Below are 17,744 nucleotides of genomic sequence, written 5' to 3'. Positions count from 1 at the left end.
GGGCTGCCATGGCACAGATAAACGGCAGGACCGCGCCCGAGGCCGACGGCCGGACCGTCGCCGAGGTGCTGGAGCAGATGGGATACGAGCGTGCCCGCGTGGCGTGCGAGCTCAACGGAGAGATCCTTCCCCGTGCCGAGTTCGACGCCCGTCGGCTGACGGCCGAGGACGCACTCGAGGTCGTCCGCTTCGTGGGAGGCGGCTGATGGCGGGGGAGAGGGACGTCGAGAGGGGCGGTGCCGTCGTGGGGGACGCTCTCCCCGACGCCCTCGAGTGCCGTATCGGGCACGAGGCGCGGGAGCGCCTGCGCGCGGCGCGCATCGGGATCGCAGGGGCGGGCGGGCTCGGCTCCAACATCGCCGTCATGCTTGCGCGCAGCGGGGTGGGCGAGCTCGTTGTCGCCGACTTTGACGTGGTTGACGAGGGCAACCTCAACCGCCAGCACTACTTCCGCGAGCATCTGGGCCGTCCCAAGGTCGAGGCGCTCGCCGAGCAGCTCCGCGCCGTCGGCTCGGGCACGCGCGTGCAGGCGCTGCGCACCCGCGTCACGGCCGAGAACGCCCGGGTGATCTTCGGGGGGTGCGACATCGTCTGCGAGGCCTTCGACGACCCCGAGGCCAAGGCGCTTCTCGCCGAGGAGCTCCTCACCCTGCCCGAGGGTCCCGTGCTCGTCGCCGGCAACGGCATGGCGGGCGCGGGCTCGGCGAGCGAGATCGTCACGAGGCGGGTGAGCCGGCGCTTCTACGTCTGCGGCGACGGCGCGTCGGACGTCGGGGCGACCGGGGCGCTTCTCGCCCCGCGCGTCGCGCTCTGCGCCGCCCAGCAGGCTCTTCTCGCCGTGAGGATCGTCCTGGGGCTCGAGGGCTCCTGACGTCCCCGGTTATCTGGCAACCAAACGCGCCGCGGGCCGACCTGTTTTGCGGGGCCCAGCGCCCGCGGCGCCCATCAACGAAAGGAAGCACCATGACAGAGCACATCGCATCGGGCGCCGTCGCGCCCAGCGCGGACACCTGGACCCTCGGCGGCAAGGAGTTTGCGTCGCGCTTCATCCTGGGGTCGGGTAAGTTCAGGCTCGACGTGGTCAGGGCGGCCGTGGAGGACGCGGGCGCGCAGATCGTGACCCTTGCTGTTCGCCGCGCCAACACCAATCAGGAGGGGAGCATCCTCGATGCCGTGCCCGAGGGCGTGACGCTTCTGCCCAACACCTCGGGCGCCCGCACGGCGGAGGAGGCCGTGCGCATCGCCCGCCTCGCGCGCGAGCTTGGCTGCGGCGACTTCATCAAGGTCGAGGTCATTCGCGACGCGCGCTACCTCCTGCCCGACAACGCCGAGACCGTCCGCGCCACCGACATGCTGGCGAGCGAGGGCTTCACGGTGCTGCCGTACATGTACCCCGACCTCAACGTCGCGCGCGACCTGGTGAGCGCGGGCGCGGCCGCCGTCATGCCGCTCGGCGCGCCCATCGGCTCCAACCGCGGCCTGGTGACGCGGGACTTCATCCGCATCCTCATCGAGGAGATTGACCTGCCGGTGATCGTGGACGCGGGCATCGGGCGCCCGTCGCAGGCGTGCGAGGCCATGGAGATGGGCGCGGCCGCCGTCATGGCCAACACGGCCGTGGCCACCGCCGGCAACATCCCACTCATGGCGCGCGCCTTCGGTGACGCGGTGCGGGCCGGCCGCGCGGCGTTCCTTGCGGGCCCCGGCCGCGTGCTCGACGGCGCGGGCGAGGCCTCGAGCCCGCTCACCGGATTTCTGGGGGAGGAGGCCCGATGAGCGCGGACGAGAAGGACGTGCAGGTCGCGGAGCCTGAGACCATGCCGGTGGGTAAGCGCTGCCGCCGCATCGTCTCCATGGACGAGAAGGACATGGCGCGCGCCATCCGCACCGACTACGGCCTGGACCCCATGACCTTCCTGCCCGACATGGACGTCCTGGACAACGGCATGTTCGACCGCGTGCTCGACGCCGTGGAGGCCTACGACCCCGACGCCGTGACCGCCGCCGACGTGCGCCGCGTGCTCGACGCCGACGTGGTGGAGCCCACCGACTTCGGTGTGCTCGTGTCGCCCGCGGCAGAGCCCTTCCTCGAGGAAATGGCCGAGCGGGCCCGGGCCGAGCGCGTGCGCTGGTTTGGCACCAACATCCAGTTCTTCACGCCGCTCTACCTGGCAAACTACTGCGAGAACCGCTGCGTGTACTGCGGCTTCAACTGCGAGAGCGGCATCCGTCGCGCCCGCCTGGACGAGGCGCAGACCGTCGCCGAGCTCGACGCCATCGCCGCCACGGGCCAGGAGGAGATCTTGCTGCTCACCGGCGAGGACCCGGTGACGTCCGACGTCGATTACATCGCGCGCGCCTGCGAGCTCGCGGCCGCGCGCTTCAGGAACGTCGGCGTCGAGGTGTACCCCGCCAACGTGGCCGACTACGCGCGCCTGCACGAGGCCGGCGCGGACTTCGTGACCGTGTTCCAGGAGACCTATGACCCGGCGCGCTACGCCAAGCTCCACCTGCGCGGCCGCAAGCGCATCATGCCCTACCGCTTCGAGGCGCAGGAGCGCGCGCTCAGGGGAGGCATGCGCGGCGTGGCCTTCGCGCCGCTGCTGGGCCTCTCGGAGTTTCGCCACGACGCGCTCGCCTGCGCGCTGCACGCCTACTACGTGAGCCGGGCCTACCCGCACGCGGAGATCTCCTTCTCGTGCCCGCGCCTGCGTCCCGCCGCGGGCGCCGTCACGCCCAACGGGCCGCACGTGAGCGAGGCGCAGCTCCTGCAGGTCATCTGCGCTTACCGCCTGTTCATGCCCTTTGCCGGCGTCACGGTCTCGTCGCGCGAGTCGGCGCGCTTCCGCGACCACGTGGCCACGATCACGGCCACCAAGGTCTCGGCCGGCGTGTCCACGGGCATCGGCGAGCATACACACCAGGCTGAGGAGGGCGACGACCAGTTTGAGATCGACGACAGCCGCAGCCTGGCCGAGATGTGTACCGCCATGCGAGACATGGGGCTCGAGCCGGTCATGAACGACCATGTTCTGGTGTGAGGGCGCCTATGGGATCGCTCTTTGATGGCAGCTTCCTGCGCGTTGCCATGACGGACCGGTGCCGCTGCGCGCGGCCGCTGCCCGAGCAGGTGGCGCGGGTCGCCGGTGCCTACGACGCGCTTATCATGCGCGAGAAGGACTTGGACGACGGTGCGTACGCCGCGCTTGCCCGCGAGGTCATGGCGGCCTGCGACCGCGCGGGCGTCGCCTTTATCGCCCACGGCCACGTGCTCGCCGCCCGTGAGGCCGGCGCGTCGCGCCTGCACCTGCCGCTGCCCGCGCTTGGGCGCGTTGGGCGCCCGGAGGGGTTCGCCCTCGTCGGCACCAACGTGCACGAGGTGGACGAGGTGGCGGTTGCCGAGGGGCTCGGCGCCGACTACCTTGTGGCGAGCCCCGTCTTTGCGCCGTCGTGCAAGCCACTCCCGGGCCGCGGGGTCGCGTTTCTCGAGCAGGTCATCGCTGCGGCCCACGTGCCGGTGCTCGCCCTCGGCGGCATCACCGACGCCACCGAGCCTGCCGTCCGCGCCGCCGGTGCCGCCGGTGCCGTCCGCATGTCCGACGCAATGGCGTGAGCCCAGGAAAGGAGACGTCCCTCATGGACGCCAATCACATAAAAGTGGGACCCGTCGTCCGCGGATCCTTCTCGCCCGCCGACATCCGCCGTGGCATGCTGCTCTACGCGGTGACGGATCGGTCCTGGCTCAGGGGGCGTTCGCTCGTGGACTGCGTCCGCGCGGCGATCGCGGGCGGAGCCACCTTCGTGCAGCTTCGCGAGAAGGGCCTCTCGACGGACGAGATTGTGGCGGAGGCGCGCCAGCTCCTGCCCCTCTGCCGTGCGGACGGCGTGCCCCTCGTGATCGACGACGACGTGGAGGCGGTCCGGCGCAGCGGTGCGGACGGCGTTCACGTGGGGCAGTCTGACATAGCGTGCGCCGCCGCGCGCGAGGCGCTCGGGCCGGACGCCATCGTGGGGGTCTCGGCCCACACGGTGGAGGAGGCGCTCGCCGCGCAGGCTGCTGGCGCGGACTACCTGGGGGTGGGGGCGCTGTTTGGAACGTCCACCAAGTCCGACACCGTGGCCGTGTCCCTCGGGGGCCTCGCGCGCATCTGCGCCGCCGTGGACATCCCGGTGACGGCCATCGGGGGCGTGAGCGCGCGCACGATGGGCTCGCTCGCGGGGACGGGCGTCGACGGGGCGGCGGTGGTCTCGGCGATCTTCGCCGCCGAGGACATCGAGGCCGCGACGCGCGAGCTGCGCTGCCTTGCCGAGGGTGCCGTGGAGTCGAGATAGGGGGTCTCATGGACATGGGGAGCTGGAGTGTTCCCGCGGTGCTCGCCATCGCCGGCTCGGACTCGAGCGGCGGTGCGGGCATCCAGGCGGACATCAAGACCATCGCCGCGCACGGGCTCTTTGCCGAGACCGCGATAACCGCGCTCACAGCGCAGAACACCCGTGGCGTGCGCGACGTCATGGAGGCCACGCCCCAGATGGTGGCCGAGCAAATCGACGCCGTATTCGAGGACATCCCGCCCGCCGCGGTCAAGGTGGGCATGGTGTCCTCCGCCGTGATCGTCGAGGCCATTGCCGAGCGGCTCGGGCGCTGGGGCGCCGAGAACGTGGTCGTGGACCCGGTGATGGTGGCTACCTCGGGCGCGCGCCTTATAGATGACGGCGCAGCGGGGGCGCTCGTGGGGCGCCTGCTGCCGCTCGCGCGCGTGATCACGCCCAACATCCCCGAGGCGGAGGCTCTTCTCGGCGAGCCGGTGCGTTCTGAGGCGGAACAGGAGGCGGCCGCGCTCGCGCTTGCCGAGCGCCTGGGCTGTGCCGTGCTCGTCAAGGGCGGGCATGGTGTGGCTGACGCCAACGACGTGCTGGTGGAGTCGGCCGTCGATGACGAGGGCGCCCCGCGCGTGACGTGGCTGCGCGCCCCGCGCGTTAAGACCGGGAACACCCATGGCACGGGCTGCACGCTCTCGAGCGCCATCGCCTGCGGCCTGGCGGAGGGTCTCGCACTGCCCGAGGCGGTGTCGCGCGCGAAGGCCTACCTCACCGGCGCGCTCTCCTCCGGCCTGGACCTGGGGCATGGTTCCGGGCCCGTGGACCACATGTGGCGTCATCGCGCGTAATGATACGAAGGGACAATCCCTTCGTATCACTCCTGCTCGGGGCCGTGCATGAGCTGGACGAGCGCCAGGCACGCGACGCCGATGCCGAGAAGCCCGAGCGCGTTTCTCGGCTCCACCTCGTCCACGATGGTGAGCGCGGTCACGCCCACGCCCATGGCCAGCGCGACCGCCTTGAGGACAAGCTCCACGAGCGCGGGCACGCGGGACCCTGCCGGCTCCTCCTGCGCCGCCGTCTTCACCTCGAGCAGCTCGTCCACCGAGGTGCCGAGCACCTCGGCCAGCTTGGGCAGCGACGCCACGTCCGGAAACGACAGATTGCGCTCCCACTTGCTCACGGCCTTGTCCGTGACGCCCATCTGCCGGGCGAGCTCGAGCTGCGTCAGGCCCTTCTCCTTGCGCAGGGCGGAGATGGTGGCGCCGAAGGTCTGCTTGGTCATGGTGGTCCTTTCGCTGGGGTCCGTCTGGCAGGGACATCGTCACGCGACGCCGCCCCGCGCTCAACCGACCGCCAGTTGAGTTGGCTCGACCGTTGGTAGAGTGTCAGTTTACGGCAGGTAACCTTGCGAAACCGTTAGGGGAGCATAAGCCCGGGCGATGGCGCGCCGGGCGGGCGAGAAGGACGATGGGCTTGTCACTGACGCCGGCCGGAAGGAGCCGCCATGCCCGTCACCCTGCGCGTCGCGCTCGGCAACGTCTCGCGCTGCGCGCGCGACTACTCGGCCTACCTCGTCACGCTCGCCTTTGCCACGTGCCTGCTCTACTCGTTCAACGCCTCGGGCGACTACCTCCTGGCGATGCCGCTCACGGGCCCGCAGCTCGAGGTCATCCACAAGGCGCGCGACATCACGGGTGCCTTCTCGGTCTTTGTGGTGCTGGTCTTCGCCGTGCTCGTGGCCTACGCCACGCGCTTCATCGTGCGGCGTCGCTCGCGGGAGTTCGGGACGTACGCGCTGCTCGGGATGCGCGCGCCGGCGCTCGCGGCGATCCTCGCGGCGGAAGGCGCGCTTGTGGGGCTCGCGGCGCTGGCGGCGGGGCTCGCGCTCGGCGTCGTGGCGTCGCCGGCCTTCGGCGCGGTGGCGGCGTTCGTCTTTGGCGTGCCGTGGCGACTCGCCTGGTCCTTCTCGCCCGCGGCCGCGCTCGACGCGTGCGCGTGGTTTGCCGGGATCGAGGGGCTGGCAATCGCGCTCTCCGTGGTTGACGTGCTGCGACGGCCGCTCGTGGAGCTTCTCGAGCACGACTGTGCGCCGGAGCAGCTTACCTTCGCAACCCATCGTGGCGTGACGCGCGCGCAGGCGGTTCTGGCCGTGGTCCTTCTCGCCGTGGTGTGGGGCTCGTGCGTGGTCCAGCCCGGGCTCTTCGTGATCGCGATCCTGCCGATGGGGTGGGCCGCCTACGTTGCCACCTCGCTCGTCTTTCGGCTGGTGGCGACGGGCGCGCCGGGTCGCGTGCGCCGCGGATCCAGCTACTGGGAGGGGCTGCGCGCCTTCACGCTGCGGCAGGTGGAGGGCCACGTGTCCACGGGGTGCCAGGCCCTCTCGTGCACGTGCGTGCTCGTGGCCTGCGCGGTCTGCATGATCTGCGCGGGGCTCCTGTTCTCGGTGGGGCAGCGCGCGGCCGGGCTCGCGGACCCGGGCGCGCTCTCGGAGGCGTCGCTCGCGCCGATAGGCTACGTGGGGATCTTCTACGGGGAGGCGTTTCTCGTTGCCGCTGCGGCGGTGCTCGCGCTCCAGCAGGTGAGCCAGGCTGCGAACGGCCGGCGCGCCTACGCCACGCTGATGGCGCTCGGGACGGACGAACGGCAGGCGCGTGCTGCCGTGCGAGCACAGGTGGGCGTTGCCTTTGCGCTGCCCGCGGCGCTTGCGGTGGTGCACGACTGCTTTGGCCTCATGCTGGTGCGCCAGCTCGCGGGCGGCGTGCCCGACGAGGTGTTTCTCGCCATCGCGGCGTGCTCCGTGGTGGGCACGCTCGGGCTTCTCGCCCTGTACTACCTGCTCTGCGTCCGCGAGTGCGCGCGCGTGCTGCTGGGCGAGGTGTGAGTGGTGCCATTTTGAGTTAGTTAGATTACATAGTGGTCTAAGGTGGTATAAAATGAATCAAATAGCAGATTCCGAGCGAATTAAGAAGGAGGAGGGTTCCGTGGCAACAACAATGACGTCGCTCAACACCAAGTTGAGCGCCGAGGAGAAGGACGCCTTCGTCAGGAACACCGCTGCCCTGGGCCTGACGCCGTCCGCTGCCATCAAGGTCTTCGTTCACATGTTCAACGAGTGCGGCGGCTTCCCGTTTGAGGTTCGCCGGCAGGTGAGCGACGATGCCACGACCTACCTCTCCGCAGATGACTACGGACGCTTTGCGAATGCCCTCGACTCCGCCGTTCCCGCTGCCACCCGCGAGCTGCTCGATCGCGAGTTCTCATGGGAGGATTAGCGTTTCGTCGCATTCGCTCGCTTCGCGATGAGGACGATGTGAGCGGGTTCTGCTCCGGCAACGTCGATAGCGACGCCTGGCTCAAGGAGCGTGCGCACCGCGCGATGCGCGACGGAACGGCGCGGGTGTACGTGCTGCCCCTCGCGACAGGTGAGATTTGCGGCTTCTATGCGCTGAGCACTCATGCGGTCGCGCGTGTTGGGACGCTTGCCGGCTCGTTGCGCCGAAACGCCCCGAACCCGATCCCCTGCACGCTGCTTGGCCAGCTTGCCGTTGATGAGCGCTATCAGGGGGAGTCGGCGGGTGCCCGTCTGCTGCAGGACGCCATTCGCCGCGCGGCTGCGGCGTCGCGCATCGTCGCATCGCGGGCGCTTGTCGTCGACCCGGCCGACGAGCACGCGGAGGGCTTCTACGCTCACTTTGGTTTCCAGTTCCTAGCGAGCGATTCTCGTCGCATGTTCGTACGGCTTTAGGGAGCGGCGTCGAGCCTCGGTTGACCGCGTGCGAGGAATGTCAACGAGCGCTCCTTTGATTCCGCTTCTGCTCGACCGCATACTGGAGGTGAAAGCCGGCTGCAGCGTCGAGGGGGAGCCATGAGCGAGAGCGTAAACATCGGTCGCACGATCGCACGGGAGCGGCGCCGTGCCGGCGTCACGCAGGAGGCGCTCGCCGCCCACCTCGGCGTTTCGAAAGCCGCCGTAAGCAAGTGGGAGCTCGGACAGAGTTTCCCGGACGTGAGCCTGCTGCCGCGCATCGCCGCGTACTTCTCGCTCACCCTGGACGAGCTCTTCGACTGGCATGACGAGCTTACGAGCGAGGAATCTGCCGCGCTCTACGCCGAGGTCTACGCGCTGGGCGAGAAGGACCTCTCGGCCGCGCGCGAACGGCTGCGTGCGATCGCTGCGGAGCACTACTCTGACGCGAGCCTGCTGCTCATGCTGGCGTCGCTCCTCACGGTGTGGGCGGACGGAATGGCCACGCCGTTCGCTCCTGCGGGCGAGAGGGGCGGCGTGTCCGACGCCGGCGGGCTCGCGGACGAGGCGCTCGCTCTGCTCGACCGCGTGCTCGAGGTGACCACGGACCCGTCTGCCCTCTTCCTCGCCCAGCAGCAGAAGGCCACGACGCTCTTCCAGGCGGGACGGCACGAGGAGGCCGCGGAGCTGCTGGAGCCGCTCGTGCGCCGGCAGGACGCGAGCGCCCCGACGATGCTCCTCGCCTCTGCCTACCGCAGGCTCGGCCGCGACGACGAGGCCCTCGACCTTCTGCAGGCGGAGCGCCTGCGCGCGGCGGGCTTCGTGCTCTCGTCGCTCATGCAGGAGGTGGGCATGCGGGGCGACGCGGCGTTCGCCCGTGCGGCCGGCGACGCTGCCGCGGTGGTCTTCGAGGCGCTCGACATGGGCGCGGTGAACCCGACCTTCTCGGCGGCGATGTCCCTTGAAGTCGCCGAGGCGTTGCGCGCGGCGGGCGAGAAGGACGGCGCGCTCGAGGCCCTCGCGCGAGCGCTCGAGGCCGTGCCCGCCGCCCCGGCGCGCCCGGACCCGTCCGGCTCCCCGCTGTGGGACCGCATGGGCGACCGTCTCGACCCCTCCCGTGCCGGCGAGGCGTGGGCGGAGCACAAGGCGCGCCAGGCTGACGAGGTGACGTCGCTCATGCGCCAGGCGCTCGTCGAGCGGGTATCGTCCCCTGAGTGGCGTGAGCTCGCGGGCGATGATCCGCGCTATCGGGACATGGCGCTTGGGCCCTCCGGGGCAGGGCGCTAGGGATTCCGCGACGCTGAGGCCAGCTTCCCTGGGCGCCGCCGGCCGCTTCGCCGCCCCTCCGCCCTTGATCGTGCGGGCTCGCCGCGTCGAATAGGGAGCAAGGTCGCCATGGATCTGCGGGGCGTGGGCGCCCGCCTGCTCTCGGGAGCCGCGCTGGCCGCTCACGCCTTGAGCGACTGCAGGTACGCCTTCTGATCCGGTGCGATGCGGCGGCTCTCCCGCGCCTTCTGGAGCGCCTTGTTGTGCGTCCAGGAGTCAAGGGCGATCGGCCGCCGCTCGAAGAGGGGAAGCGTCGCCGCGGGCTGCTTGACGAGCGCGAACGAGAAGTACCAGGCGCGCGCCATGTTGATGTAGTACTCGGGGCGGTCGATGCCGGCGACGAGCATGAGGTGCTCGGGCTCGAAGGCGTCATCCAGGAAGAGCGTCATGAGCTGTACCACCCCGAAGCGCACCGCGTATTCCGGCTCCGAGACGACCCAGCCCCGGATGCGCTCGAGCACCGCGGGCAGGTCGCGCCGGAAGGCGGGGACGCGGATGAGGTCGCAGGTCGCCCAGTTGTCAACGAGGGGGAGGAACGCGTCGAGCAGCCCGAACGCCTCCTCGGGCTCTTTCGCCACCCGGCCGATGAGCTCGCCGTGGAGGTTCATCTCATCGTAGGTCGCGTGGGCCGGCGTGCCGAGAAACGCGCGGACGCCGTCCGGGCACTCGCGGACGAGCCGCCTGGCGAGGGAGCGCAGCGCCGGCGTACGCACGCCGAGGATGCGCGCGGGGTCGACGGTCGGCACGAGCTTCGCCTGGAAGTCCCGATACGCGGGGTCGGCGAGCGCCTCAAGCTCGCGACGGATGCGCCTGGCGCTCTCGGGGGTGGCGGGGGAGCGGGCTTCCATGGGTCTCCTCTCGGCCGGCTTCCCGCCCATTCTACCTCGGTCGCCCCTGCCTCGCGGCCTCCCGGCGCCTCACGGCGGCGTAGGCGGCCGCGCCGGCGCCGACGAGGGCGAGGGTCGCCGCGAGCGTGGCCCCTGCCGCGGCCCAGTCGCCCCGCGAGGCGAACCCCGCGGCGAGCGTCGAGGTCACGACCGAGGGGATGCGCCCCACCGTGGCGATGGCCGCGATGCGCCACCAGCGGCAGGAGGTGAGCCCCGCGACGTAGGTGAGGACGTCCTTGGGGGTGCCGGGGATGAGGAACACGACGAACATCAGGAGCTCGAAGCGCGCGGAGTCGCGCAGCCACGAGACGCCCTCCAGCTGCTCGGCCGAGAAGAACGCGCGCACGACGCGCATCCCGAGCGCCCTCACCAGCACGGTCACCACGAGCGTGCCCACCATGCCGCCCGCCAGGCACACCGCCGTGCCCTCCCAGAAGCCGAAGAGGTAGCCCGCCGCGAGCTCGACCGGCTCGCCGGGGAGCACCGCGATCACGATCTGGGCGACGACGAGCGCCCCCATGGCCACGGGCGCGAGCGGCCCCTGGGCGTCCGCCCAGGCGCGGACGGCATCCCCGTCGGCGAAGAACCCCCAGAGCTCGGGCCCGTACGCGACTCCGAGCGCGAGGGCAAGGGTTGCGAGCGCCCCCGTCGCCGCCACGGCGCACGCGCGCCGACGGCCGTATCCCCCTGTCGTCCCCGCGCCCTCGCTGCCTTCGCCCATGTGGTCTCCCGTCCTCGTTCCTGCCGTCCGCACGTAGGCTACGGAAGGGAGGTCAAGAAAGCCTCAACGGGAGAAGAGGGGGCAAAAAAGACCGGGGGCGTCACGCATCCGGCGCCCCGTGCGCCACGGCCGGGGTCTCCGGGGCGGACACGCGTGCCCGGACGAGCGCGCCCCCTCCCTCGGCGCGCGCCAGCTCGAGCGAACCGCCGTGCTTCTCGGCGAGGAGCCGTGCCACGTAGAGCCCGAGGCCCAGGTGACCGCTTGGACTCCCCCCAGAAGGGCTCCGCCGCCCGCTTCAGGGCAACGTCTCTGAAGCCGGGGCCGTCGTCGGTGACGACGAGCTCGAGCTCCCCGTCCGCCCACGAGAGCGAGACGCCCACCTCGGAGCGGGCGTAGCGCGCCGCGTTGGCCACGAGGTTGTCCGCGATGCGCGAGAGCGCGCGGCCGTCCGCCATGACGAGCGGCGGCAGGCCGGCGCTTGCGACCACGAGCCCGCGGCCCGCGTCCCGCACCACCTCGCGGGCGTCTGCCGCCGCCTCGCGCACCCACGCCGCCGGGTCGAGCGGCGCCGGGTCGACCTCGGCGGCCTCGAGCGCGTCGAGCCCGCGCATGGAGTCGGCGAAGTCGGAGAGGCGCTCGGCCTGGCGCACGATCGCCGCGGCCGCCGCCTGCACGTCGTCCCTCCCGGCGATCCTGGCGATGAGCTCCGCCTGGCCGCGCACCACGGTGAGGGGCGTGCGCAGGTCGTGGGCGAAGGCGGCGTTGACCTGGCGGCGGCTCTCTGCCGCGCGCCAGAGCTCCCCCTCGGTCCGCGCGAGCTCGGCGCGCATGGCCTCGAACTGCCCGCAGAGCCTCCCGAGCTCGTCGTCGCGCGTCGCCCGGACGCGGAAGTCGAGGTCGTTGGCGGCGATGCGCCGCGCCGCGTCGTCCATGGCCGCGATGGGGCCCGCGAGCCGGCTGCGGTAGAAGCGCCGCCCCGCTATGACGAGGCAGGCGACGAATATCGCGGGCACCGACGCCACCGCCAGCCACGCGAGCGCCCGGTACGCGCCGGGGTCGCCGGGATAGGGCAGGTAGTAGCCCACGTTGGAGACCGCGGGACGCTCCCCGTCGGCGTTGTCGGGCAGCCCCTCTGCGAGCCGCTCGGCGTCCTCGGACCCGGGGCGCGCGGCGCGGGCCGCGGCGTCGTAGGCGGCGACGTCCGCGAAGTCGAGCGACTTGCCCTGCGATCCCTCGGCGCCCGTCCACCACGCGAGGTCCGTCAGCTCCCCGTCGCGGGCCTCCGAGGGTGGCGTGTCGACCGCGATCGGCAGCTTGCCCGCGTCGGCGCGCGACTCCACGTAGAGGGTGACGATGTCGGTCGCGTCCGCCGTGACCTGGACCGACGAGCTCTCGCGGAGTGCCTCTGAGGCGGGTATCTCGTACCAGGAGAGCGCCTCGGCGGGCACGAGCTCCCCTTTCCGCGCGTCGTACACGTACGTGCCGGAGTACGCGTACGGGTCCACGGGCAGCAGGGAGTTGGCGAGAAGCCCCAGGAGCCCGGTGACGACGAACGAGAGCGCGAGCGCGGCGAGCAGCGCGACGGCGGCGTAGAGCGCGAAGGCGGCGCGCACCGAGCAGTTTGCCGCGCGCGACCGCAGACCCCGCAGCGCCCCGCTCACGCTCGCCACGAGTACCCCACGCCCCACACGGTCGCGAGCGGATTTGTCGCGCAGCCGGCCTCGGCGAGCGCGCGCCGGACGCGCCGAACGTGCTCCGTCACCACGGAGGAGTCGCCGGGCTCGCCCCAGACGCGCTCGTAGATCATGTCGCGGTCGAAGACCTGCCCCGGTCGGTGGGCGAGGAGGGCCACGATGTCGAAGTCCTTGCGCGCGAGGGTGGCGACGCGCTCGCCATGCCTGCCGCCGTCGGTCGCGACACGGACCTCGCGGCGCGCGAAGTCCACGACGATGCCTCCCGGGAAGCGCACCGTCGCCCGGTCGAGGCGCCTGTGCTCGCGCGCGAGCTGCGCCCTCACCCGGGCGCCGAGGACCTCGAGCGAGAAGGGCTTGGTCACGTAGTCGTCGCCGCCCGCGGCGAAGCCGGCGATCGCGTCGGCGTCCTCGACGCGGGCGGTGAGGAAGATGATGGGGCAGGCCACGAGCTCGCGGATCGTGCGGCACACCGAGAAGCCGTCGGCGTCCGGCAGGTTGACGTCGAGGAGTATGGCGTCGGGCGCCCTGCCCGCCGCCTCGATCGCGCCCGCGGCGTCGCACGCCACGAGCGTGCGGTAACCCTCGAGCCTGAAGTACGACTCGAGCATGTCCGCGATGTCAGCCTCGTCGTCCACTATGAGAATGAGGGGCGCGTCCCGGTGCCCCCCGCGCGTCACGTCCATGATCCCTCCCGTCGAACCCGGAGCCCCTCAATGTTAGCCGGACATGGTCAAGCAATTCTCAACTCCTGCCGAGGGCGCCGCTCGCGGGAGCCTTGCCTTCCGGATATTTCGGTTCGACCGCTCATCTCGATCTGCCGTCGCGTTAATAGGGATAGAGGGAGGTGGCGCCGTGGGCGAGAAGAACGGTCGAGAGGGCGAGGCTGAGCGCCTGGTCGACGAGCACTATGCGGACGTGCTGCGGTACTGCCGCAGGCATGCGCCGGCGGGGCTCGCCGAGGACGCCGCCCAGGAGACGTTCCTGCGGTTCGTCCGCTCCCGCTCGCGCTACCGGGAGCGGGGCCGTGCCCGCGCCTACCTCGTTACCATCGCGCGCAACGTCTGCGCCGACATGGCCCGGGACCGCGCGTCCTCATGGGCGGAGCTCCCTGAGGCGCTTCCCGGCGGGGGAGACCCGGGGGAGGGGGACGACGGGCGCGACCTCGCCTCGGCCCTCGCCCGGCTGCCCCGCTCCCAGCGCGAGGCGCTGGAGCTCAGGTACGGGGAGGGCCTTGCGGTCGGCGAGGTGGGCGCCGTGCTGGGCATGAGCAGGTTCGCGGCGTCGCGGGCCATATCGTCTGCGCTCGAGGCGCTGCGCGCGGACTTGGGTGTTTCGAAGGGCGAGCGGGGGGATGTGCGATGAGACGGCAAGAAAGACGTGCCCTTGAGGACGCGCTGCGAGGTCACTATCGGTCGGATGCCGCGGGCGCGGCCGCGCCACGAGCGCTCGTGGAGGCGGTCGCGGCGGAGATGGCGCGCCCCTCCCGGCCGAGCGCCGTGGAGGTGGTCGCCGGCCAGGCCCGCCGCGTCGGTGCGGGGGCGTGGGCGGCCCACGTCGCGCTCGTTCTTCTCGCCGTGCCGTGCTCCCTCTCCGGGGTCGGCATCGGGACGGTCGCGGCCGCCCTCGGGGCGGCGCTCGCGATCTTCACGCTCGCGGGGGTCACGCGCTCGCGCTCCTGCGGCATTGCCGAACTCGAGGCCTCCTGCCCGGTGAACGCGCAGGCCGCGGCATGCGCCCGGGGCCTGGCGCTCTGCTGCGCGGACGCGCTCGCGATCGCCCTGATCGCCACCCTCGCGGGCCCGGCTGGGGGGGCGCCCTGGGCCGTGCTCGCCCAGGGGCTCGCGCCCTACCTCGCGGCCCTCGGGGCGGGGCTGCTCGCCGCCCGCCGCGCGGCGAGCCCGGACGCGACCGTCGCCGCCGCCGCGGCCGCGGCAGGGGTGTGCGCCGTCTGCGTCCTCGCCCGCTCGCTCTGCCCGGCGGCCTTCGGCCCCGCGGCGGCGCTCGCCTGGTGGGCGGCCGCGGCGGCCGCGCTCGCCTTCGCTGCGGCGGAGGCCCGCGCGTGGCTGCGCGCGGCGGCCTCCGGCTTTGCCGACGTCCCCGCGCCCGCCGGGGCGCTCTAGGAATCCCCCTGACGAGAGAGGAAGCGAAGGATGGAACTGACGCTCGACCGGCTGACCCGTGAGTTCGGGCCCAAGATCGCCGTGGACCGCGTGAGCGCGACGCTCGCCCCAGGCGTCTACGGCCTGCTCGGCGCCAACGGCGCCGGCAAGACCACGCTCATGCGGATGGTCTGCGGGGTGCTGCGCCCCACCTCGGGAGAGGTGCGCTACGACGGAGCCCCCGTCGCGCGCATGGGCGACGCCTACCGCGCGCTTCTCGGCTACCTTCCGCAGGATTTCGGCTACTACCCCGAGTTCACGGCGCTCGACTTCATGGAGTACATGGCCGCCCTCAAGGGCCTCGGCCGGCGCGACGCGCGAGACCGCTCGCTCGCGCTGCTCGACCGCGTGGGGCTCTCCGGCGAGGAGCGCAGGCGCATCCGCACCTTCTCCGGCGGCATGCGCCAGCGCCTGGGCATCGCGCAGGCCGTGCTCAACGACCCCGAGGTCCTCGTGCTCGACGAGCCCACGGCCGGGCTCGACCCCAAGGAGCGCGTGCGCTTCAGAAACCTCATCGCCGGATTCGCCCAGGACAAGATAGTCCTGCTCTCCACGCACATCGTCTCGGACGTGGAGTACATCGCCGACGAGATCCTCATGATGCGCGCGGGCTCCGTCGTGCTGTCGGGCGCGCCCTCCGAGCTCGTGGCCGAGGCGAAAGGAAGGGTGTGGGAGGCCGTCGTTCCCGCCGGCCAGGCCGAGGCGCTCGAGGCCAGGCTCTGCGCGAGCAACGTGCACTACCTCGGCCCCGACCGCGCCCTCGTGCGCTACGTCGCAGACCAGCCGCAGGTCGCGGGCTCTGCGCCGGCTGACCCCACCCTCGAGGACCTCTACCTGTACGTGTTCCGCGACGCCGCCCCCACCGCCCGCCCGCGCGAGCGTCGCGGCGCCCATATGAAGGAGGAACGCCATGGCTAGGCTCATCCTGTTCGAGATCAAGAAGATGCTCACGCGGCGCACGGCGCTCGCGGCCAACGTCGGCGTGGTCGTGTTCCTCGTGGCCATCATGGCGCTCAACGTGGCGCAGGCCAAGACGACGGACGCCTCCGGCGCGATCCTCTCGGGCACAGACGCCATCGCGCAGTCCCGCCAGGAGGCAGACGCGCACGCCGGCGCCATCACCCCCGAGCGCGCGGCCGCCGACATAGCCGCCTACCAGGAGCGCCTCTTCTCGCGGATCGACCGCGACGAGGTGACCCAGATGACGGGCTCGGCCGTCTACGACCTCATGTTCCAGAGCTTCTCCGACGAGGAGGTCTACGAGCTCTACAACCCGTACTGGAGCTGGCTGCTGAGGCCGTGGCGCGTCTCGGGCGAGGAGCCGGCCCAGACGGCGGCGCGCGTGACGCCCGAGATGGCGGCGGAGTGGTACGGCGCCGTCTCCGAGCTGACGCAGTACGCCCTCGACGACGGGCAGGCCGGCATGTGGGAGTACAGCCAGGCCGAGCGCGCCTATTGGACCGAGATGCGGGCGGGCGTCTCCGAGCCGATCGAGTACGGCTACGTGGGCGGCTGGGAGAACATCATCAGCTGCGCGGCGTTTCTCGTCTTCTCGATCCTGGCGGTGTGCGTGACCCTTGCTCCGACCTTCTCCTTTGAGTATCAGTCCGGCGCGGACGCCGTGGTGCTTGCCACGAGGCGGGGCCGCTCCACGCTCGTCGCGGCGAAGGTCGTCGCCGCGCTCGCCTATGCGACGGCATACTTCTTGCTCTGCGCCGTCATCATCGTGGGCTTCTCGCTCGTCTTCTACGGCGCGGATGGGTTTGGCCTCTCCATGCAGAGCATGGCGCTCTCCTCGCCCTACCCGCTCTCGGCGGGGCAGGCGGCGCTCGTCCTGGTGGGCCTCATGTACGTCGCGTGCCTGGGCTTCGCGTGCCTGACGCTCGGCGTCTCGTCTCGCGCCCGCTCGACGCTCGCCGTCTTCCTGACGGACGTGGTGCTCGTCCTGCTCACGGGGCTCGTGCCCTCGGGCGGCATCGGGCTCCTCGAGCGCGCGCTCGCGCTCTTCCCGCTCAACTTCGCAAACTTCAGCGTGCCCTTCTCGGCGCTCGAGTCCTACCCGCTGGGCCCCGTGGTGCTCGACCTGATTGGCATGGTGGTCGCGGTCTACGCCCTGCTCTCCCTCGTGATGACGCCGCTGGCGGCGCTCTCCTTCAGGCGGCATCAGGTGGCATAGGCGGCCCGGTGACCGCAGGGGCCATCCCTTCCGCGGCCGCATCCGCGAGGCTTTTGCTGTGGCCGGCCGGACGCAGTTGGATTGATTCATAACAGAAAGATATCTTGCTGTTGAGATGAGTGAAAGCAAGATATCTTTCTGTTTGGGGCATCATGGCGGGACGGGAGCTCCTCTCGACCCCGATGCCCTTGGACAGAACTTGGTGACGGCGTTGCATTCTGAGCAAACGTTTCGCGCTTTCGGGCAAAATGGGCCTCAAGCATTTCGTGTTTTCTGGCAACTTACCTGATGTTCGGGGGAATCCCCACGTTTGTGCGCACGGTCTGCTCGCCCCTTTGTCTGATGCCCGGTCTCGATGAACGCGATCAGCTCCTCGAGGTCGTCGAAATCGTCGTAGTCGCCGACGACGCCCTCGCGGTGGTAGGAGACGCCGGTCGCCTCGTTGCGCTCGAGGCAGTCCAGGAGGCGCCCCTCGCCGAACCTCCGGGCGAACTCGGTGAACGCACGGGGCTTGATCTTGGTGAGGATTCCCCTGCGACAGGGCTCGGCGCACTCGTAACAGTGGGAGAGCCCTCTTGCTGCGGAGCATGCCCGCACCTCGCAGGCGGCGGCGTCCGGGCACGACCCGGAGTCGCAGCCGCCGCATCCCTCGCTCTCCGAGCACAGGCAGCATGCGAGCCCGCAGCGCGCGATTCCCAGCCCCCTCTTCATGG

At 71.4% G+C, this 17,744-nt stretch carries 21 protein-coding genes; 15 read left to right on the top strand and 6 right to left on the bottom strand.

The window, feature by feature from the left end; genetic code table 11:
• Positions 1–8: 8 nt before the first annotated feature.
• The 7 genes from thiS to thiD all read left to right on the top strand — a co-directional run bounded on the left by thiS (position 9) and on the right by thiD (position 5,168).
• Positions 9–206: a sulfur carrier protein ThiS gene (gene thiS, locus BQ7391_RS11345; RefSeq protein ID WP_075280703.1), complete on the top strand. Its 198-nt coding sequence runs from the start codon at positions 9–11 to the stop codon at positions 204–206.
• Positions 206–871 (top strand): sulfur carrier protein ThiS adenylyltransferase ThiF, encoded by a 666-nt coding sequence (gene thiF, locus BQ7391_RS11340; protein ID WP_075280702.1) that lies wholly within the window; start codon positions 206–208, stop codon positions 869–871. The genes thiS and thiF overlap by 1 nt, the downstream gene beginning before the upstream one ends.
• A 92-nt stretch (positions 872–963) precedes the next feature.
• Positions 964–1,776: a thiazole synthase gene (locus BQ7391_RS11335; protein WP_075280701.1), complete on the top strand. Its 813-nt coding sequence runs from the start codon at positions 964–966 to the stop codon at positions 1,774–1,776.
• Positions 1,773–3,041 carry a 2-iminoacetate synthase ThiH gene (gene thiH / locus BQ7391_RS11330; protein ID WP_200799614.1) on the top strand — a complete coding sequence of 423 codons (1,269 nt, stop codon included), beginning with the start codon at positions 1,773–1,775 and terminating at the stop codon, positions 3,039–3,041. Before BQ7391_RS11335 ends, thiH begins: the two co-directional genes overlap by 4 nt.
• An 8-nt stretch (positions 3,042–3,049) precedes the next feature.
• A complete protein-coding gene (locus tag BQ7391_RS11325) occupies positions 3,050–3,613 on the top strand; it encodes a thiamine phosphate synthase (RefSeq protein WP_075280700.1) in 564 nt (187 codons plus the stop codon).
• Between the two features lie 23 nt (positions 3,614–3,636).
• On the top strand, positions 3,637–4,332 hold the full coding sequence (gene thiE, locus BQ7391_RS11320; protein WP_083662216.1) for a thiamine phosphate synthase: 696 nt from the start codon (positions 3,637–3,639) through the stop codon (positions 4,330–4,332).
• 8 nt (positions 4,333–4,340) lie between these two features.
• The gene (thiD, locus tag BQ7391_RS11315; RefSeq protein ID WP_235858674.1) at positions 4,341–5,168 is read left to right on the top strand and encodes a bifunctional hydroxymethylpyrimidine kinase/phosphomethylpyrimidine kinase; all 828 of its coding nucleotides are present in this window, start codon (positions 4,341–4,343) and stop codon (positions 5,166–5,168) included.
• Positions 5,169–5,194: 26 nt separating this feature from the next.
• Here the strand turns inward: thiD and BQ7391_RS11310 are convergent, their stop codons facing one another.
• Positions 5,195–5,605 carry a helix-turn-helix domain-containing protein gene (locus BQ7391_RS11310; RefSeq protein ID WP_075280699.1) on the bottom strand — a complete coding sequence of 137 codons (411 nt, stop codon included), beginning with the start codon at positions 5,603–5,605 and terminating at the stop codon, positions 5,195–5,197.
• A gap of 222 nt (positions 5,606–5,827) precedes the next feature.
• On the opposite strand from BQ7391_RS11310, the gene BQ7391_RS11305 reads away from it, so the two are divergent.
• The 4 genes from BQ7391_RS11305 to BQ7391_RS11290 all read left to right on the top strand — a co-directional run bounded on the left by BQ7391_RS11305 (position 5,828) and on the right by BQ7391_RS11290 (position 9,355).
• Positions 5,828–7,204 carry an FtsX-like permease family protein gene (locus BQ7391_RS11305; RefSeq protein WP_075280698.1) on the top strand — a complete coding sequence of 459 codons (1,377 nt, stop codon included), beginning with the start codon at positions 5,828–5,830 and terminating at the stop codon, positions 7,202–7,204.
• 100 nt (positions 7,205–7,304) lie between these two features.
• A complete protein-coding gene (locus tag BQ7391_RS12535) occupies positions 7,305–7,595 on the top strand; it encodes a type II toxin-antitoxin system RelB/DinJ family antitoxin (RefSeq protein WP_200799613.1) in 291 nt (96 codons plus the stop codon).
• Complete coding sequence (locus BQ7391_RS11295) at positions 7,583–8,068, top strand: GNAT family N-acetyltransferase (RefSeq protein WP_075280697.1); 486 nt, start codon at positions 7,583–7,585, stop codon at positions 8,066–8,068. Before BQ7391_RS12535 ends, BQ7391_RS11295 begins: the two co-directional genes overlap by 13 nt.
• A 120-nt stretch (positions 8,069–8,188) precedes the next feature.
• Positions 8,189–9,355, top strand: a complete 1,167-nt coding sequence (locus BQ7391_RS11290; protein ID WP_075280696.1) for a helix-turn-helix domain-containing protein — start codon at positions 8,189–8,191, stop codon at positions 9,353–9,355.
• A gap of 161 nt (positions 9,356–9,516) precedes the next feature.
• Here the strand turns inward: BQ7391_RS11290 and BQ7391_RS11285 are convergent, their stop codons facing one another.
• From BQ7391_RS11285 to BQ7391_RS11270, 4 genes are read right to left on the bottom strand one after another with little or no spacing between them, the layout of a single operon-like run.
• Complete coding sequence (locus BQ7391_RS11285; protein WP_075280695.1) at positions 9,517–10,242, bottom strand: DNA alkylation repair protein; 726 nt, start codon at positions 10,240–10,242, stop codon at positions 9,517–9,519.
• Between the two features lie 31 nt (positions 10,243–10,273).
• On the bottom strand, positions 10,274–11,002 hold the full coding sequence (locus BQ7391_RS11280) for a TVP38/TMEM64 family protein (RefSeq protein ID WP_075280694.1): 729 nt from the start codon (positions 11,000–11,002) through the stop codon (positions 10,274–10,276).
• A 38-nt stretch (positions 11,003–11,040) separates the two neighbouring features.
• Positions 11,041–12,672: a HAMP domain-containing sensor histidine kinase gene (locus BQ7391_RS11275; protein ID WP_075280693.1), complete on the bottom strand. Its 1,632-nt coding sequence runs from the start codon at positions 12,670–12,672 to the stop codon at positions 11,041–11,043.
• Positions 12,660–13,379 carry a response regulator transcription factor gene (locus BQ7391_RS11270; protein ID WP_075280692.1) on the bottom strand — a complete coding sequence of 240 codons (720 nt, stop codon included), beginning with the start codon at positions 13,377–13,379 and terminating at the stop codon, positions 12,660–12,662. The genes BQ7391_RS11275 and BQ7391_RS11270 overlap by 13 nt, the downstream gene beginning before the upstream one ends.
• Positions 13,380–13,548: 169 nt before the next feature.
• Here BQ7391_RS11270 and BQ7391_RS11265 point away from each other — a divergent pair, with 169 nt between their 5' ends.
• The 4 genes from BQ7391_RS11265 to BQ7391_RS11250 are packed head-to-tail and all read left to right on the top strand — an operon-like array spanning position 13,549 to position 17,031.
• Positions 13,549–14,058 carry an RNA polymerase sigma factor gene (locus BQ7391_RS11265; RefSeq protein WP_075280691.1) on the top strand — a complete coding sequence of 170 codons (510 nt, stop codon included), beginning with the start codon at positions 13,549–13,551 and terminating at the stop codon, positions 14,056–14,058.
• Positions 14,055–14,816 carry a hypothetical protein gene (locus BQ7391_RS11260; protein ID WP_129583966.1) on the top strand — a complete coding sequence of 254 codons (762 nt, stop codon included), beginning with the start codon at positions 14,055–14,057 and terminating at the stop codon, positions 14,814–14,816. Before BQ7391_RS11265 ends, BQ7391_RS11260 begins: the two co-directional genes overlap by 4 nt.
• Before the next feature lie 30 nt (positions 14,817–14,846).
• A complete protein-coding gene (locus BQ7391_RS11255; protein WP_083662214.1) occupies positions 14,847–15,773 on the top strand; it encodes an ABC transporter ATP-binding protein in 927 nt (308 codons plus the stop codon).
• Positions 15,766–17,031 carry an ABC transporter permease subunit gene (locus BQ7391_RS11250; protein WP_075280689.1) on the top strand — a complete coding sequence of 422 codons (1,266 nt, stop codon included), beginning with the start codon at positions 15,766–15,768 and terminating at the stop codon, positions 17,029–17,031. Before BQ7391_RS11255 ends, BQ7391_RS11250 begins: the two co-directional genes overlap by 8 nt.
• 255 nt (positions 17,032–17,286) lie before the next feature.
• Here the strand turns inward: BQ7391_RS11250 and BQ7391_RS11245 are convergent, their stop codons facing one another.
• Entirely contained in the window at positions 17,287–17,742 is a 456-nt protein-coding gene (locus BQ7391_RS11245; RefSeq protein WP_075280688.1) for a DUF3795 domain-containing protein, read from the bottom strand.
• Between the last annotated feature and the right edge of the window lie 2 nt (positions 17,743–17,744).

Source organism: Thermophilibacter provencensis (genome assembly GCF_900128445.1).
GTDB classification, from domain to species: domain Bacteria; phylum Actinomycetota; class Coriobacteriia; order Coriobacteriales; family Atopobiaceae; genus Thermophilibacter; species Thermophilibacter provencensis.
Note: the sequence above shows the minus strand (reverse complement) of the source record. Positions and strands in the feature narration are given on the sequence as shown.